Consider the following 16800-nt stretch of genomic DNA (forward strand, 5'->3'; position numbering starts at 1 on the left):
GTTGACGGACTTTACAGCTTCACGTGGTACGGCTCAGCGGGGGCAGGTCAAGTCATCGCTGGTGTAGACAGACCCTTGGTCCGAATGAACCAAGCAACCAGCGTTGGGTTTGCGCCGCCACACCGCAGACAACACCGCCTGCACGACCAACTCGGTGTCGGCCCGATCGCGCATCGCCCAGCCGACGACCTGCCTGGAAAACAGATCGATCACAACAGCCAAATACATCCAGCCTTCATGCGTGCGGATGAAGGTGAAATCGCTCGCCCAGGCCGTGTCCGGCTCCGTCACGTCGAACTGTCGGTCAAGCAGGTTGGCCGCCGCCTTGCACTGCATTCCTCCATGGAAGCGCGGTTTGCGACCATAGCCCACCTGGGCACGCAGTCCCTCGGTGCGCATCAGCCGATGCACCCGATGACGACTACAACGCTCACCCAGATCGCGCAGATCCGTGGTGATCTTGCGATGCCCATAGACACTGCCGCTGGCCAGCCAGTGGTGCTTGATTAGTCCAAGCAAGCGATCATCTTCCTTGGCGCGCTCACTGTTGGGCGAGCACAACCAGGCGTAATAACCCGACCGGTTGACCCGCAATACCCGGCACATTGCACACACCCTGAATTCCCCGCAGTGGGCTTGCATGAAGGCGTACTTTGCCTTTACCCCTTGGCAAAGTACGCGGCGGCCTTTTTTAGGATGTCGCGCTCCTCGGTCACTCGACGCAACTCTGCCTTCAGCCGCCGAACCTCGGCGCTCTGGTCCACCTCGGCGCGATGCACCACGCCAGACTTGCCGAACGTGCGCAGCCAGGCGTACAGGCTGTGCGTGGTGACACCCAGCCGCTCGGCGACTTCTGCCACCTTGAACCCACGATCAGTCACTTGCCGGACCGCCTCGATCTTGAACTCATCCGTATACCGCTTGCTGCTCATAGACACCTCCGAATCGACCATTTTCCATGGCCTTGAGATGTCTAGGAAACCCTGGGCGTATCAGTGCTTTCTGCCGGGTGGCCCCTATGAAATTCAGATTATTGAGTCAAATAAAGGCCTGTTCGGCTTATCAAATGTAAATTTAATACGTCCACCTTAGGTAGTGCAGGATGATAGGTTGTATTAATTATTTCGAAGGTGAGTTTTGGCTGATTTTTGATTTTAGTGACTTGGCGCACGGCCTATTAGTAATTGTTGGCGCCTAATGCGGCCGCGACTGCCGTTCTAGCGGCTATTGCATATAAAATAATCATTTATTGAAAAGAAGGTTATATGAAAATTTCAGAAACGTCTTGCGTAAAATTTAGCGTGGGAAGATTGGCTGCAGGGCTTGTTTTGATTGCTTCAATTGCAGGGGCCGGCTTTGCTACCGCTGCTGAGCGAAATCTTGGGGCTAGACCAGCGGGTGTCCCAGCCGACTACGTGATAACTCCGTTCGGTTATTTTTCGCCTGCCTGTGTTCAGCAGATTCACGATGGAGACCATATCACGCAGGATGGAGGAATTCAGCGTGTCACCGGCTCGTTAGAGCAGCGGAAGATCTGTAATCAGGACAACTTCACGCGTGATGGTGTTCGCGTTAAGTCTGACGGACGAACGTTGGAAGGCAAGCTGGCTCGAACAAGTGATGGCAATTCACTAGCAGAAACCAAGGCAGTCCACCCCCCCACAATTGCCCATGAATATCTAGCTGACGGAAGTTATATCACATCTCAACCGATTGGCAGAATCATCGCTAGTTGGAAAGTTCCGCCGAATCCACGAGTTCGATCCAAGCAGACAATCTATTTTTTCCCGGGGATGCAAGGCGATACAATTCTACAGCCAGTATTGGGGTATCGAGGAGAATCCAATACTTGGGATCTCAGTAGCTGGAATTGTTGCAAAGATGGGACCGTGTGGACTAGTGATTATATCCCAGCAAAATCTGGCGATCAAATAGTTGGTGATACGTACTCCACTTGCGCGGCTGGCATGGCCTGTAATCGTTGGAATATTGATACGAAAAATGTCACGTCGGGACGCAGCGTACGACTAACAACTGCCCCCTACGGAAACCCAAGTTTGATCTTCGGCGGAGCTCTGGAAGTATACGATGTTACCAGTTGTGACGAGTTTCCGGACGGTGGATTTCTTACGTTTAGCAACATCGCTGTCTATGATCGAAATATGATTCGCGTTTCGTCCCCGCCATGGGATAGTAATGGGCCGGCTGCTGCGGGGCTCACTCCGCAATGTAATTATGGCGTAAAAACAACTGATACTTCAGTTACTGTGTTCTATTGATAATTAGTATTAAACCATCTTGCGGAGCATTTGCTCCGCAAGATGACCTCGCGATCTTGGGAGAATTATTTACCTGAGAAGTGGCTTGGAATCGCGTTTTGTGTAACGTGACGATCTAACAATGAGACGCCCAGTAGTATGCGCCTCTCGTATCGTGCACTAGGGAACCTCTGAACAACGCACCACAGATACGCGACACTACCCGCCTGATGTTGAGGGGTGATCCATGCAACTGACGTTCGGTGACGCTGAGGGCCTGGGCAAGCGCAAGCAGACGCGCCGGGAGATCTTCCTGGCCGAGATGGAGCAGGTCGTCCCGTGGCAGCAATTGCTCGGGCTGGTCGCGCCGCACTATCCCGTGTCGGGCCGGCCAGGTCGGCAGCCGTACGCACTGGCGACGATGTTGCGGATTCATTTGCTGCAGCAGTGGTATGCGTTGAGCGATCCGGCGATGGAAGAAGCACTGCACGAGATCCCGACCTTGCGGCGGTTTGCCCAGCTCGGTGGCTTGGACAACGTTCCGGACGAGACCACGATTCTCAACTTTCGCCGCCTGCTGGAGACCCATGGCCTTGCCGCGCGGATGCTGGAAGCTGTCAACGCGCATCTGGCGCGCAAGGGCCAGAGCCTGCGGTCGGGCACGATCGTCGATGCGACGCTGATCGCGGCGCCCAGTTCGACCAAGAACGCCGACCATGCGCGCGACCCCGAGATGCATCAGACCAAGAAGGGCAATCAGTGGTATTTCGGGATGAAGGCGCACATCGGCGTGGATGAATTTTCCGGGTTGGTGCACCACGTCCATTGCACGGCCGCCAACGTCGCCGATGTCACGGTGACGCACGCATTGCTGCATGGCAAAGAAGACAGCGTGTTTGGCGACAGCGGCTACACCGGTGCGGATAAGCGCGAAGAACTGCAGGACTGCGAGGCTGCATTTTTCATTGCTGCCAAGCGTTCGGTGCTTCAAGCCATCGGCAACAAGCGGGAGCGTGCTCGGGAACAGCGCTGGGAACACTTCAAGGCCAGCGTGCGTGCGAAGGTGGAGCATCCGTTCCGGGTGATCAAGCGCCAGTTCGGTTACACCAAGGTCCGCTATCGCGGCCTGGCGAAGAACACCGCGCAGGTGCTGACGCTGTTTGCGCTGTCAAACCTGTGGATGAAGCGAAAGCAGTTATTGCCTGCTATGGGGAGCGTGCGCCTGTAACGCAGGCAACACCCTGCAAACGCGCCGGAAACGGCAAAAAAATCGAGGATCTGAGCGCCGTCAGCCTGGCCGATGTAGTTGGGCTCATCCTCCGACGCCGTTGATCAGACCATCCCTAGGTCCGTTGGGGCGTACCTGCTCGTTCAGTCCCTCTTGATGCACACGGGCAATGCGCGACACGCGCCCCACGAATCCCACGCTCACCGCGTTGGGGCTGGCGCTGATTTTGAAGTATTTGGTCGCCCCTGAAAAACCCCCTTCAAGCACCAAGTGTCATCGGCGACAGCGGCACGGCGCTAAAGGATGGCCATCCCATCGCCCGCATCCAGGCACGCAAAAACGCGATCCAGCGCAGCAGCCAGCGCAGGTTGTAGCCGGCGGCGCAGCCGAGTACGTGCAGCGCATCGCCTTGTGCACCTTTCAGCCTGCAGCGACGCAACCTGCAGTCGTCTTTCAGATGTCCGATCACCGGTTCCACCGCCTGCCGTCGTTTGATCCAGCGCCATTGCCGTCGCGTCAGCGTCTTGGCCTTGCCACGATGGAGCACCTGCACGCCATCGACCTCGCGCCCGCGATAGCCCAGGTCCACGATCGCCACCGTCGGTTCTACGCTCAGATCCTGCAGCAACCCGCGTGTCTGCTCCAGCTGCTCGGCCAAGGTGTCGCCGTCGTACGGGTTGCCCGGGAAGCTACGCGCACCCACGACCAATCCCTTGCAGGCGGTGACCGCAATGCCGACCTTGACGCCGAATTCGTACGCTTGACGCGCCTTGCCCTTACCGATGCATTCCACTTCCGGGGCATGCAATGCGTACAGTTTTTGTTTGTCCTTCGGACGCTGCGTGTACAGCCGTTGCGCACGTTCCAGCCAGACCGCGATGCGCTCGCGCACGCCGGGTTCCACCTGGTCCAGCTTGCGCGCGATATCGCGCAACACCCGCCCCAAGACCGTGCGTTGACGTCGCAGCACGCGCTGCATGCGCTTGAACTGGCGTGCATGCGCATAGCGGCCCGCCTTGCGGCTCAGGGCCGGACCTTGCCGTGCGTAGCTCTGCCGCAACCCGATGCCGTAACGCTTGGCCAGCAGCACCAGTTTCTTGCGTGCCACCTCCAGCAACCGACTATCGGTCGGATAGGCAATCGCCTTTTCCTGCACCGTGGTGTCCACGATCACCCGCGACAACTCGCGTGCGTCCACCGCCTGCATGGCATGTGCAGCGTTGATGGTGTGTGCCAGCAACTCTTCCATCCCCGCTTCGTCAAGCCGCTGACGCCAGCGCGTCAGCGAGCTGGCATCGCACGGCAAGCGCGTCTGGAACACGACCTCGCCAGTGAAAAACTGCCAATACGGATTTTCCAGCCAACGCTCGCACACCGCCTCATCGGACAGGTCGTAGGCGTGTTTGAGGTAGAGCAAACCGGCGATCAGCCGCACCGGCAATGCCGGCCGACCGCCACCAGCCTGGGTGGCCGGCAAGCGCGATGAAAGTGCTTGCTCCAACGCCGTCCACGGCATCCGTTGGCTCAGCTGCGCCAGCGGATGCCGCAGATCGATCTGGTTCTCCAGGCGCGAACGAAACAACTCCTCGGCAGGCATGTGCTCGGCAGCAGGACGGCGTGTATGCATGAGTGGAAATTGCCAGAAACCAGCCTTCAGCGTAGCGAAAACTGGTAGTTCTGGCACGCCACTGCAGACATCAAGGCCTTGCGGGCGTTGGGTGATTGGGGGTTTTTCAGGGGCGACTATGTACCCCCGTACACTCTGGTTCCTCCGCGCCGTCCGCGCCCACCTGACGGCTGCTCGCTACGTTTTGTTAGCCGCGCTAAGTCGCACATTGCGTCCGATCTGCATCCAGCTTGCGCAGGCCACACGCAATGGTAAGTGGCCCTCCTGGGCGAATGATGCGACGTGGAGTGCTGCGCGCAACGTCAGTGTGACTCGGGGTAGGCGAGAAGGTAGCGCGAACGCGCAGCTGCACTTTTCCGTTGCCGATGAAACAGTGGCACGCCCGAAACGTGCGTGTTATCAATGCATCCCATGAACGCACCCCGCAGCCAATTTTATTTTTGGTACTACGGTTTTCCGATGCCGCTGGCGGAGGAAGGAGTGCGCTCACCCTGAAGGAAACTTCAGCAGCATTCCCGAAAAGCCGCCAGCGCACACTGGCGGCTTTTTTGTTGCCGCCTCGCCTGGCTTCCCTGATGCACCGCCGACCCGAGACAACGTTATGCCGCCGCTGACCGATGACCTGCGTATCCGCAAGATCGAACCGTTGACCCCGCCCTCGCAGCTGCTGTCGCTGCTGCCCTGCGATGAGCGCGCTTCCGAAACCGTCACCAACGCACGTGCCGCCCTGCACGAGATTCTGCACGGGCGCGATGACCGCCTGGCGGTGGTGATCGGCCCCTGTTCGATCCACGACCCTGTGGCTGCCATGGAGTACGCGCAGCGTCTGCGCCCCTTGCGTGAGCAGTTTGGCGACGCGCTGGAAATCGTGATGCGCGTGTACTTCGAAAAGCCGCGCACCACCATTGGCTGGAAGGGCCTGATCAACGACCCGGACCTGGATGGCAGTTTCCAGATCAACAAGGGCCTGCGCGTGGCGCGTGGCTTGCTGCGCGATATCAACAACCTCGGCCTGCCGGCCGGCGTGGAATTTCTCGACATCATCTCGCCGCAGTACATCGCTGACTTGGTGGCCTGGGGCGCGATCGGTGCGCGGACCACCGAAAGCCAGGTGCATCGCGAAATGGCCTCCGGCCTGTCGTGCCCAGTGGGGTTCAAGAACGGCACCGGTGGCGACGTCAAGATTGCCGTGGACGCGGTGGGTGCGGCCTCGCATCCGCATCATTTCCTGGCGGTGACCAAGGATGGCCACACGGCGGTGGCGGCCACCGCGGGCAACCCGGATTGTCATGTGATTTTGCGTGGCGGCAAGCAGCCTAACTTCGACGCGGCCAATGTGGAAGCATCCAGCCAGGTGCTCAACAAGGCCGGCTTGCCGGCGCGGCTGATGATCGACGCCAGCCACGCCAACAGCGGCAAGAACCCGGACAACCAGCCCAAGGTCATCGACGACATCGCCACGCAGCTGGAGGGCGGCGAGACGCGCATCGTTGGCGTGATGGTGGAAAGCCACCTGGTCGGCGGCCGGCAGGAACTGGTGCCGGGCGGCACGCTGACCTACGGCCAAAGCATCACCGACGGCTGCCTGGATTGGGACGCCTCGCTGCAGGTGCTGGAGCGCTTGGCGATTGCGGTGCGTGCACGTCGTGCGCGGCGGGTTGCCGAGGCTGCGTGATCGTTGAGGCGGTGGCGTGAGAATACGAGGCTTCGCCCGCACCCTCATCCGGCGCTCCGCGCCACCTTCTCCCGGTGGGAGAAGGGATAAAGCCCCTCTCCCGCCGGGAGAGGGGTTGGGGTGAGGGTGCGGCGGAAGACAGCCATCCCAAGCCGTGTGCCTGCAACTGACCTGACGCCGCAACAAGCGCGCATGTGCAACAGATTCAAAGCCCAGAACATTTGAGTGCAGCACATCAAACGCGCAGCACATTCATGGTTCGGCATCGTCAAGCAGCGTTCGAGATATTCAAAGCGCAACACATAAAAAACGCGGCGCATCCAAACGCAGCACATCCAAACAAGTGCTTGCACGCCGGCGGCGATAATCTCGTTGGCACGAGCGGCCACCAAAACGTATCGAGTAGCCTGACGGTGAGCACACTAGTGTTGGTCGATGGCGTTCTAAAACAAGAACGTCGGGGCGGCACAGGGAGCCGGCCCGACGGATTGGACACCACCCAGTGATGACCCGATGCCACCGGCGGCAGGAGGGGAGAGAGGGGCTTCCTGCCGCCGGTGACGGGCGGGCAGGAATGTTATCCGCGACGCACGTGCCAGCGCGATGTCGCAGCGTGGCAACACCAGCAATGAAGTTTGGGAAGCGTTAAATGCCAGGTATGGCAATCGCACGTTGAGCTCTGTGCTGTGCGTGCTCACCGACAAAAGCAGGGCTGCAGCGCAGCGTTCGCATGCCGCAAGAATCAGAAGGGTAGGCGCGTTGCCGTCGAACCATGGCGTCCCCGAAAGCACCATGCTGCGCAGCTTCAGCGCAGCAACAACAACAGCAACAACAACAACAACAACAACAACAACAGCAACAACAACAACAGCAACAACAGCAACAACAGCAACAACAGCAACAACAGCAACAACAGCAACAACAGCAACAACAGCAACAGCAACAGCAATAACAGCAACAGCAACAGCAATAGCAATAGCAATAGCAATAGCAACAGCAACAGCAACAGCAACAGCAATAGCAACAGCAATAGCAACAGCAATAGCAACAGCAATAGCAACAGCAATAGCAATAGCAATAGCAACAGCAATAGCAATAGCAACAGCAATAGCAATAGCAATAGCAACAGCAATAGCAATAGCAACAGCAATAGCAATAGCATGGCAGTTCGCATTGCCACAGCATGATTTATGCGTGTTGCGAAAAGCGACGACACCCATGATGCGAGCCGCTAAGGCTGCGGCGCGGCCAAGTATCTACGGCAAAGCACCGGCCCAAGTTGAAGTTCGTGCAACACATTGATCGCGCTGCAAAGAGCGGCTGAAACTGACGAATCCCGAATCCCGAATCCCCAACTCACCCCAACATATCTCCAGTCTCCAGCCACCGCTGGTGCCACGCCAATGCTTCGGTCAGCAGATGCGGCGTGTGCTTGCCATAGCTGTCGCGATTGGCACGTGCCACGTAGTCTTCCAGCGCGTCGCGGTAACGCGGATGCACGCAGTGCTCTAGCAGCTGGCGTGCACGTTGCTTGGGCGTCAGGCCGCGCAGGTCGGCCAGGCCTTGTTCGGTCACGATCACTGAGACGTCGTGTTCGGTGTGGTCGACATGGCTGACCATCGGCACGATTGAGGAAATACTGCCGGCCTTGGCGATGCTGGGGCTGAGGAAGATCGACAGGAACCCGTTGCGCGCGAAATCGCCGGAGCCGCCGATGCCGTTCATGATGCGGCTGCCCATGACATGGGTGGAATTGACGTTGCCGTACAGGTCGGCCTCGATCATGCCGTTCATGCCGATGCAGCCCAGCCGCCGCACCAGCTCGGGATGGTTGGAGATCTCCTGCGTGCGCATCACGATGCGCTGCCGGTAGAAATCGATGTTGCGCTTGAATTCTTCGTTGCCTTCCGGGCTGAGCGCAAAACCGGTGCACGAGGCATAACGCAAGACGCCATCGCGCAGCAGCGCCAGCATGCCGTCCTGGATCACTTCGGTGAAGGCTTCCAGGTCGCGGAAACCGCTACGTGCCAGGCCGGCCAGCACCGCATTGGGAATATTGCCCACGCCCGATTGCAGCGGCAGCAGGTTCGCCGGCAGCCGGCCCTTGCTCACCTCGTGTCGCAGGAAGGCGATCAGGTGTTCGGCGATGCGCTCGCTGCTGTCATCGGCAGCGGCAAACGGGCTGTTGCGGTCCGGGCCATGCGTACGCACCACGGCCACGATCTTGTCCGGGTCGCAGCGCAGGCTGGGCTCGCCGATGCGGTCGTCGCCGTGCAGCAGCGGAATCGGTTTGCGGTGCGGTGGCAGCGCGGTGCCGTAATACACATCGTGCATGCCATCCAGGCCGGCCGGTTGCCAGTCGTTGACCTCGATGATCACTTTCCTGGCCAGGTCCAGCCAGGTCTTGTTGTTACCGATGGAGGTGGACGGCACCAGGCTGCCATCGGCGCGGATCGCCGACACTTCCACCACCGCGGTGTCGATCTGCCCGTAGAAGCCGAACCACACGTGCTGGGCAACGTGGCTCAGATGGATATCGATGTAGTCCAGCGTGCCGGCATTGATGCGTTGGCGCGCATCCGGGTCGGACTGGAACGGCATGCGCATGGCGATGCCGTCGGCCTTGGCCAGCGCGCCATCGAGCTCGGGCGCGGTGGAGGCGCCGGTCATCAGCTTGATCTGGAACGCTTCGCCCTGCAGGTGCGCCGCTTCGATGCGCTGCGCCAGCGCCATCGGCACTGCCTTGGGATAACCCGACCCGGTGAAGCCGCTCATCGCCACGGTCTCGCCGGGCTGGATCAGCGCAGCAGCGGCCTCGGCAGAGACCAGGTGGTCGCGCAGCGGCGCGTTGAGGATGCGTTCGTCGGACATGGGGGCATAGCGTGTGACGGGGGAAGCCAAATTATCGCCGCTGCGTTGCCTGGGCGGGGCTTCGACGATGGTGCAATGGTGTATGCGGTCAGGCGGCGGGAAGGCATTCACGCCTTGCCGTCGGCCCAACCGGGATAGTGGCGGCAGACTCATCACACTGCGCATCCATGCCCTCTCTTCGCGATCGCTTCCAGCGCTGGCCCCGGCCATGGCGCATTGCAGTGGTCGTGTTGCTGGCGCTGTACGTGCTGTATCTGCTGGCAGGCAATATTTTTCTCAACACGCCGCTGTTCGATGCCACTACCAACCGTCAGCCGCACAAGTTCACCATGCAGACCGGCCCGGCAATCACGGTATTTCCGGGGCAGGTGATGGCCTGGAACGTGCGCATGCGTGGGCAGGCCAACCGGACCGTGTACGTCTTCCATGCCGACCGCGCGCATGCGCGCATCGCGCTGCTGCCGTTGTTGCGGCGCGAGGTGCGGCTGCCGTGGCTGCATGCGTCCGGCCTCAGTGCCGAGGTCGAAACCGCCGAAAAGGCCATCCCGCCGCCGCCGCGCGGCAACCGCGGCTGGACGCTGCGCTTCGATGCGATCAGCAGTACCAGCATCCGCAGTGCACGCCTGGGCAAGCTGCTCATCGCCGGGCACGGCCACGGCACGGTGGGTTTTCTCAAACAGCTCAAGGGCGGGCCATCGGAGTTGTTTCCTTCCGAAGCGGGCTTTACCGATGCGGTGGTCAGCTACGACGGCGTGCAGGTGTTCAACGGCGCGCAATTGGACGCGCAGTTCCAGTTCCCCCGCCATTACCGCGACCAGGCGCCGGGCCTGCGCAAGCTCGGCATCACCCGTGCACGCCTGAAGCTCAACGCCAGCACGGTGGCGCTGAAGATCGACACCGGCGCGCCGCACGTGGACATCAGCAGCGGCCCCTCCGCCGCACGCGTGGAGGCCGATATCACCCTGGAAAACGGCGCCTTGAAGCCGGGTAGCCGCGCGGTGTGGCGGCTGCCGTTGCTGGCCGGTGTGGGTGCCACCGATCGCGGCATGCTCGCGCTGCAGCTGGATGTGGCGCAGGACATCCGCGTGCAGGCACGGCTGCCGCGCGATGCCGACACCGGCAGCGAACTCGATGCGGATCTGCGCATCGCCGGCCGCAGCATTCCGTTCGCCGCACCGGCGCAACTGCTGCCGCGCCTGTCCGGGCAGGTGCGCGGCCGCTGGAAGTTCGAATCGCTGAACTGGATCGCCGAGTTGTTCGTGCGCAAGCCGTGGTTCCAGCTGGAAGGCGGTGGCCTGGTCGAGGCGGATCTGCGCCTGGCGCAGGGGCGGCTGGCCAGTGGCAGCACGCTGGATATCCCGCGGGTGGAAGCGGTGGCACAGGTGGCGGGCACCCGCCTGGCCGGTGTTGCCAAGGCACACGGGCACATCGACGATGCCGCCACGCCGCAGGCGCATCTGGATGTGGGTATCCCCACGTTCAGGGCCACGCCCAGCGATGCGCCACGGCAGGTGCTGCTGGACGGCCGCGACCTGCAATTGGCCATGCAGGGCGATGCGGAGTTGGCGCGGCTGCGCGAGACAATGAAGGCGCAGCTGCGTTTCAGCGATGCGCGCGTGCCGGACCTCACCGTCTACAACCGCTATCTCTCCGGCAAGACCGTGCGCCTGTTGGGAGGCAGCGGCCGGCTGAGTGGCGACGTGGCGCTCAATGCGGCCGGTGAAGTGGGCAACGGCCATGCGGACCTGCGCGGGCAGGGCGCGCACCTGTCCATCGCCGGCATCCAGATGCGCGGCGATGCGCAATTGCAGGCGAACCTGCGGCGTGCCGACTTCAAGGCCAAGTTCTTCGACCTGAGCGGCACGCACATTCGCTTGCGCAACATGCGCGTGGGCGACGCCGCCACCGATGCCGCCTGGTGGGGTGAGGTGGAGGTGCCGGCCGGCACGATTCAGGCCACCGCGCCCTTCCAGGTGGATGCCGATGCGGCAGTGCGCATGCGCGATGCCGCGCCGCTGCTGTCGGTGTTCGCACAACGCGCCGATTACCCGCGCTGGGTGCTGGGCCTGCTGGATGCCGGCCAGCTCGACGCCACCGGCCGGCTGCGCTGGCGCAAGCAGCAGGTGGTGGACGACCTGCACGCGGAGAACGCACGCCTGTCGCTGCGCGCGCGCCTGGCAATTGACGATGATCACAAGCGAGGCGACCTGTATCTGCGCTGGGGCGTGCTTGGTGCAGGCATCGAGCTCGATGGCCAACAGCGCCAATGGCATCTAGCCGGCGCACGCGAGTGGTACGAGGGGCGCCCATCCTTGCTGCCGCCGATGGCGAACAAGAAGTGAGCGCGTGCGTAGGAGCGCACCTGGGTGCGCTGCTACGGTCTGCTGCGGCTGAGCGGATACGCGGGAGCAACTACCAATGCATTTAGTTCGTGGGTAACCACGTTTGTCGCGGTCTATCGTCATCGGCATGCTTACACAGCGTTGGTGACGCGAATAGCCACGTAGGAGCACACCTGGGCGCGACAAGGATTTCCCGGTAATGCCCGTCGCGCCCGGGTGCGTTCCTACGAAATGCTATGAGCGATGGGATCGCCGCAGATGCTGGCAATGCCCCGATCACACCAATCGCGACGCGCGCCGCTGCGCGTGACAATCACGCGTGGCTTGGCACACTGCGCTGTGCCGCCTGCGCGGTCTTCAGGAGCTTGCCGTCATGACGATGCCTGTCCGCGCCCGTTGGCGTGCCGTGCCCCGCGCCGTGCGTTGGCCGGTGCTTGCGGTGGTGGCGCTGTACGCCGCGTACCTGCTGCTCGGCAATCTGTTCCTCAACACGCCGCTGGGCACTGCCGCACTCAATCGCACGCCGGACCGCTTCGCCATGCAGTGGCGCGCGGGGCTGACCTGGTGGCCCGGACGCCTGACCTTGTGGGACGTCAACTTGCACGGCCGCACGACGCGCAGCCGTTGGGAGGCGAGCGCGGACCGCCTGCATGGCCAGGTGCGCTTGCTGCCGCTGTTGCATCGCCAACTACTGGTGCCGGAGCTGCATGCACAGGGTGTACGCGGCGGCTTGCATGCGTCCGATCTGCCTGGCGCCGTTGTGGTATCTCCCGCGCCCGCCTCTTCATCGGCAACCGCAACTGCATCTAGCGCCACAGCGACAGCGACAACTACGAACGGCGTATCTGCGCCGCGCACTTCGCAAGCCGATGGGATGCCAGTCGATCCTGCTGCAACCAATGCAGCGAACGCATCCAACGCCGCGGCGGGCGAAGCACCCCCCGTTGCCACTGCAGCCACCGCGCCCAACGCAGCCGCCACGGCAACCACGCAGCCGGCAGCACGCTCCACCCGCAGTCAAACCCACTCCCCCGCGTGGACGTTGCAGTTCGATCGCATCGTCGCCGAGCAGGTGCAGGCGCTGACACTTCGCCAGTTACAAATCGCCGGTGACGGGCAGCTGCAATTTGGTCTGTTCAAGCAACTGCGCGGCGGACCGATCGAAGTGTTTCCATCGCGCGCGGTGTTCGAGCACGCCACGCTGCACTGGGCGGGCACCGAACTGCTGCGCAACGGCCAGCTACGGATGGAAGCCAGCATTGCGCGGCATACCGCGGCGCAGGCGCGTGGGTTGGCGGTGTTGCAACTCACCGATGCGCTGATCGGTGTGCGTGGCGATACCGCCGCGCTGGAAGTGACACGCGATGCGCAAGGAAAAACCAGGCTCAAGACGCGGGCCGGGCAAGGCCGTGCCGATGGTGAGCTGCGCTGGGCGCGCGGTGAATTGCAGCCGGGGAGCCACCTGCAATGGCGGACGCCGTTGCATGACGGCACCCGCACACCAAACGCATTGCTGGGCGAGTTGGCCGCGCAGTTGCAGGTGGATCAGGACATGCGTCTGCGCGTCAGCATGCCCGAGCCGGCCGATGCCGGCCTGACGTTGGATGCGGACCTGCGCGTGCAGGGCCGGCGGTTGCCACTGCAGGCGCCGCGCAACCTGTTGCCGCGGACGTCCGGGCACGCGCGCATGCATTGGCAGCTGGCCTCGCTGAGCTGGATTCCGGCGTTGTTTCCCGGCGTGGACTGGCTGACGCTGGAAGGCGACGGCCTGGTGGATGCAGACCTGCGCATCGTGCGCGGGCAGCTGGCCGCCGGCAGCCGATTGCAGGTGCCGCGCGTCACTGCGCGCGTGGGCGTGATGGAACACGCCATCGAAGGCCAGGCCAGCGCTGACCTGCGCGTGGAGGCCGATGCCGCCGGCCATCTGCTGCCATCGCTGGCACTGCGCATGCAGCAGTTTTCAATCGCCCACCGCCCGGCGCTTGCGCGCCCGTTCGTGCAAGGGCGCGATCTGCGCCTGGACCTGCAGACCCGCGCCGACGCACGCACCCTGGCCAGCTTGCGCGACACCACCCGCGCGCATCTGGTATTCACCAATGCGCGGGTGCCAGACCTGCGTGCCTATAACCGCTACCTGCCGCAACAGCAGCTGCGGTTCGATGGGGGCAGCGGTGCGCTCAGTGGCGATCTGCAGATCGAGCCGGGCGGACGTATCGGCAAGGGCGGTTTACGCATCGCCGCACGGGCGGCACGCCTGCAGTTCGCCGGGCTCGCGTTGCGCGGCGATGTGGATGCAAACCTGCAACTGCAACGCGGCGATCTGCGTGCAGAAAATTTCCGCCTTGATGCCAGCCAGATCAACCTGCGCAATGTCGGTTTCACCGGGCCCGATGGACAGCGGCGCGATGGCTGGTGGGCGCGCATCGTGCTGGATGACACGCACATGCACTGGCATGCGCCAGTAGGTGTGGACGGACGCGTGCGCATCGACGTGCGTGACCTGGCGTTCTTGATGGCCATCTATGCACGCGATCGGTCGTTGCCCAACTGGATGGTGCGGCTGGTGGATGCTGGCCAGGCGCAGCTCACCGCGCGCGTGCATTGGCAAGGCGATGAAGTGATCGTGGATCGCTTGCAGGCGCACAACGCGCGTTATCAGGTGGATGCACGTTTGCGTCTGCGTGGCACGCAGCGCAGCGGCAGCCTGTTGGCGCGCTGGGGTGTATTGAGTGCGGCGGTGGGCTTGCGCAACGACACGCCCGAATGGCATCTGCTACGCGCTGCCGAGTGGTACCGCGCGCAGTCGGATCTGTTGCGCTGAGGCCCGCACGTGGCGAATCCGAGGTGAAGGAAACACTCTAGTTCTGTACTGCCGGGTATTGTTTTGCAGTGCAGCGTGCAAGTCGCCGAACAGGCGCGCACTATGATCCTGCATCCCGACGTGGGGGAGGGAGCAAAGCCCGCTGGCAGTTCGCTGCAAGCGGGCTTTTTTATTGCCTGAACAGTCTACGCCGCGCGTCTGCGCACGTGCTCAGGGCAGCGGCAGCATCCACAGACACGGCCCGCCGGTGATGAACAGCCGCTGCTGTGCTTGGTCGAAGGTGCAGTTGGAGGCGGTGCCCGGGGTGGGGATGTGCCCAAGCAGCTGCCCGTCGCTGTCGAATACGCACACGCCGGTGCCGGAGCTGCTCCACAGCCAGCCGCCGCGATCCACACAGAAGCCATCCGGCAGCCCGTCCGGGACGCTGGCGAAGTGGCGGCGGTCGTGCAGCGCGCCATCGCGCCAGGCAAACGCGGTGATTTCCACGCTGCCGTGTCCCTGCTCCGGCGTCTGCGAGACGTACAAGGTCTGCTCGTCGGGCGAGAACGCCAGCCCGTTGGGGTGGTCCAGGTCGGCCATGCGCTGCAGCGGGCTGCCGTCCGGCGGCAGCCGGTACACGCTGTGGTGGGCGAGCTCCGGATCGGCCGGGCAGCCCTGGCTGGGCTTGCGCAGGCCGAACGGCGGGTCGGTGAACCAGATCGCGCCATCGCGCGCCACGATCAGGTCATTGGGCGAGTTGAGCCGCTTGCCGGCATAACGGCCCACCAGCAGGTGGGCCTGGCCATCGGCATCGCTGCGGGTGATGGCGCGCCGGCCGTGTTCGCAGTGCACCAGGCGCTGCTGCGCATCCACCGCGTTGCCATTGGTGAAGGCGGTGGCATCCAGCAGCACATCTACGGTGCCGTCTTCCCGCCACCCCAGCACGCGGCGGCCAACCAGGTCGCTCCACACCAGCGTGCGCTGGGCCTCCCACCAAGCCGGGCCTTCGCTCCAGGTGGCCTGGTCGTAGAGGGTGAGCAGGCGCGCATCGCCCAACCGTGCGGCCAGCGCGGCGTGCGTGGTGCGGGGCGGGTCGCAGTCGGCGGGAACGGCCGGGCCGGCCGGGCGGACGCGGCAATGGCTGTCCATCATGGCGCCGCTGTTTCATCGAACGGATGCGCTGCCGCCACGCCGGGGGAGTGCGCAAACTGCACCATCATCTGCAGGCAGGGCGTGTCGCCCAGTTGGCCGGAGCGGTGGCCGCGTGCGTCGGTGGTGCCTTGGTCCTGGCCGAAGTGGATATCGCCGGGGCCCATCTCCACGCGCGTGCCGTCGCCGGTTTCGATGAACCAGCGCCCGCGCAGCGCGATCACCCACTGCGGGTGCGGGCTTTCGTGCCAGTCGCCGACCCAGCCCACCGGCAGCACCGCAAACTGCACGCCCACCACCTCGCCGGGAAACGGCCGCAGCCACTGCGGCGCCGCGCCACCGCCCACGCTTTTGCTCTGGAAGCCGGCCAACTGCGAGGCATTGAGCCGGCTCAGCCCGTCCGGGCCGGTCCACAGGTGCAGGAACGGCAGGTTAGGCGGCAGGGACTGATCGGTACCGTCGTTATGCAGCGCGACCTGCGAGGGCAGGGCCACGGCGGGCAACAGGGTGGGCGACATGCGGTGACCTCGTGCGAAAACCGCAGTGCAGCATGGCGTTTGTCAGGGCGTTGTCTGCGAGGCGTAAAAGGTCGAACCGGTGCACAGGGCGACTGTGGACGGGTGCATGCGCGTTGCTGGCAGGTGCGCGTGGCCTTGCTGACGATGGCGATGACATCAGCACGGCATGCCTTGGCGCGCAGTTCGGGCAGGCGCGTCGGTCGCGAGCGCAGCTTCAGCTGCACTGTCTGGCGCGTGAGCGCGAGAGGCACGTCCTGCGATTGCCGCCGTGTATCGCTGTCCATCCACAGACGACTGGCATTCCAGGAATTCCGCCAGTGGCAACTGAGCTC

10 protein-coding genes, 1 other RNA gene and 2 pseudogenes are annotated in these 16800 nt (G+C 63.0%); 6 read left to right on the forward strand and 7 right to left on the reverse strand.

Translation table 11 applies throughout. The annotated features are described in order from the left end of the window. Window positions 1-51: 51 nt before the first annotated feature. Window positions 52-932 (reverse strand): annotated as a pseudogene (locus XCC_RS18550) (IS3 family transposase); the annotation flags it as partial. Between the two features lie 333 nt (window positions 933-1265). Between XCC_RS18550 and XCC_RS18555 the strand changes: the two are divergent. Both XCC_RS18555 and XCC_RS18560 read left to right on the forward strand, forming a co-directional pair. After that, on the forward strand, window positions 1266-2279 hold the full coding sequence (locus XCC_RS18555) for a hypothetical protein (RefSeq protein WP_011038670.1): 1014 nt from the start codon (window positions 1266-1268) through the stop codon (window positions 2277-2279). Window positions 2280-2505: 226 nt separating this feature from the next. Next, complete coding sequence (locus XCC_RS18560; protein WP_011035385.1) at window positions 2506-3486, forward strand: IS5-like element IS1646 family transposase; 981 nt, start codon at window positions 2506-2508, stop codon at window positions 3484-3486. Window positions 3487-3600: 114 nt separating this feature from the next. Here the strand turns inward: XCC_RS18560 and XCC_RS18565 are convergent. Beyond that, window positions 3601-3723, reverse strand: a pseudogene (locus XCC_RS18565) (phage virion morphogenesis protein); the annotation flags it as partial. 22 nt (window positions 3724-3745) lie between these two features. Beyond that, the gene (locus tag XCC_RS18570) at window positions 3746-5113 is read right to left on the reverse strand and encodes an IS5-like element IS1478 family transposase (protein ID WP_011035783.1); all 1368 of its coding nucleotides are present in this window, start codon (window positions 5111-5113) and stop codon (window positions 3746-3748) included. Window positions 5114-5231: 118 nt separating this feature from the next. On the opposite strand from XCC_RS18570, the gene XCC_RS18575 reads away from it, so the two are divergent. Both XCC_RS18575 and XCC_RS18580 read left to right on the forward strand, forming a co-directional pair. Next, window positions 5232-5306: non-coding RNA, sX9 sRNA (locus XCC_RS18575), on the forward strand. 408 nt (window positions 5307-5714) lie between these two features. Further along, window positions 5715-6788 carry a 3-deoxy-7-phosphoheptulonate synthase gene (locus tag XCC_RS18580; protein ID WP_011038671.1) on the forward strand — a complete coding sequence of 358 codons (1074 nt, stop codon included), beginning with the start codon at window positions 5715-5717 and terminating at the stop codon, window positions 6786-6788. A 443-nt stretch (window positions 6789-7231) separates the two neighbouring features. Here XCC_RS18580 and XCC_RS18585 read toward each other — a convergent pair whose 3' ends face one another. Both XCC_RS18585 and XCC_RS18590 read right to left on the reverse strand, forming a co-directional pair. Further along, on the reverse strand, window positions 7232-8008 hold the full coding sequence (locus XCC_RS18585; protein WP_164923348.1) for a hypothetical protein: 777 nt from the start codon (window positions 8006-8008) through the stop codon (window positions 7232-7234). A 136-nt stretch (window positions 8009-8144) separates the two neighbouring features. Continuing rightward, window positions 8145-9659: an acetyl-CoA hydrolase/transferase family protein gene (locus tag XCC_RS18590; protein ID WP_011038672.1), complete on the reverse strand. Its 1515-nt coding sequence runs from the start codon at window positions 9657-9659 to the stop codon at window positions 8145-8147. A 167-nt stretch (window positions 9660-9826) separates the two neighbouring features. On the opposite strand from XCC_RS18590, the gene XCC_RS18595 reads away from it, so the two are divergent. Then, window positions 9827-12001, forward strand: a complete 2175-nt coding sequence (locus XCC_RS18595; RefSeq protein ID WP_029628878.1) for a hypothetical protein — start codon at window positions 9827-9829, stop codon at window positions 11999-12001. A 373-nt stretch (window positions 12002-12374) separates the two neighbouring features. Beyond that, complete coding sequence (locus XCC_RS18600) at window positions 12375-14822, forward strand: hypothetical protein (protein ID WP_011038674.1); 2448 nt, start codon at window positions 12375-12377, stop codon at window positions 14820-14822. A 210-nt stretch (window positions 14823-15032) separates the two neighbouring features. Here XCC_RS18600 and XCC_RS18605 read toward each other — a convergent pair whose 3' ends face one another. Continuing rightward, window positions 15033-15950, reverse strand: coding sequence for an SMP-30/gluconolactonase/LRE family protein (locus XCC_RS18605; RefSeq protein WP_011038675.1), 918 nt, complete (start codon window positions 15948-15950; stop codon window positions 15033-15035). Continuing rightward, on the reverse strand, window positions 15950-16468 hold the full coding sequence (locus XCC_RS18610) for a hypothetical protein (protein ID WP_011038676.1): 519 nt from the start codon (window positions 16466-16468) through the stop codon (window positions 15950-15952). Before XCC_RS18610 ends, XCC_RS18605 begins: the two co-directional genes overlap by 1 nt. Window positions 16469-16800: the final 332 nt, after the last annotated feature.

The sequence above is a fragment of the Xanthomonas campestris pv. campestris str. ATCC 33913 genome, from assembly GCF_000007145.1.
Lineage (GTDB): Bacteria > Pseudomonadota > Gammaproteobacteria > Xanthomonadales > Xanthomonadaceae > Xanthomonas > Xanthomonas campestris.

What these genes read in the sequence shown, in the direction of transcription:
- XCC_RS18595 (WP_029628878.1), top strand. Translation starts at nt 9,827, where the DNA reads ATGCCCTCTCTTCGCGATCGCTTCCAGCGCTGGCCCCGGCCATGGCGC.
- XCC_RS18580 (WP_011038671.1), top strand. Translation starts at nt 5,715, where the DNA reads ATGCCGCCGCTGACCGATGACCTGCGTATCCGCAAGATCGAACCGTTG.
- XCC_RS18560 (WP_011035385.1), top strand. Translation starts at nt 2,506, where the DNA reads ATGCAACTGACGTTCGGTGACGCTGAGGGCCTGGGCAAGCGCAAGCAG.
- XCC_RS18590 (WP_011038672.1), bottom strand. Translation starts at nt 9,659, where the DNA reads ATGTCCGACGAACGCATCCTCAACGCGCCGCTGCGCGACCACCTGGTC.
- XCC_RS18555 (WP_011038670.1), top strand. Translation starts at nt 1,266, where the DNA reads ATGAAAATTTCAGAAACGTCTTGCGTAAAATTTAGCGTGGGAAGATTG.
- XCC_RS18585 (WP_164923348.1), bottom strand. Translation starts at nt 8,008, where the DNA reads ATGGGTGTCGTCGCTTTTCGCAACACGCATAAATCATGCTGTGGCAAT.
- XCC_RS18600 (WP_011038674.1), top strand. Translation starts at nt 12,375, where the DNA reads ATGACGATGCCTGTCCGCGCCCGTTGGCGTGCCGTGCCCCGCGCCGTG.
- XCC_RS18610 (WP_011038676.1), bottom strand. Translation starts at nt 16,468, where the DNA reads ATGTCGCCCACCCTGTTGCCCGCCGTGGCCCTGCCCTCGCAGGTCGCG.
- XCC_RS18605 (WP_011038675.1), bottom strand. Translation starts at nt 15,950, where the DNA reads ATGGACAGCCATTGCCGCGTCCGCCCGGCCGGCCCGGCCGTTCCCGCC.
- XCC_RS18570 (WP_011035783.1), bottom strand. Translation starts at nt 5,113, where the DNA reads ATGCATACACGCCGTCCTGCTGCCGAGCACATGCCTGCCGAGGAGTTG.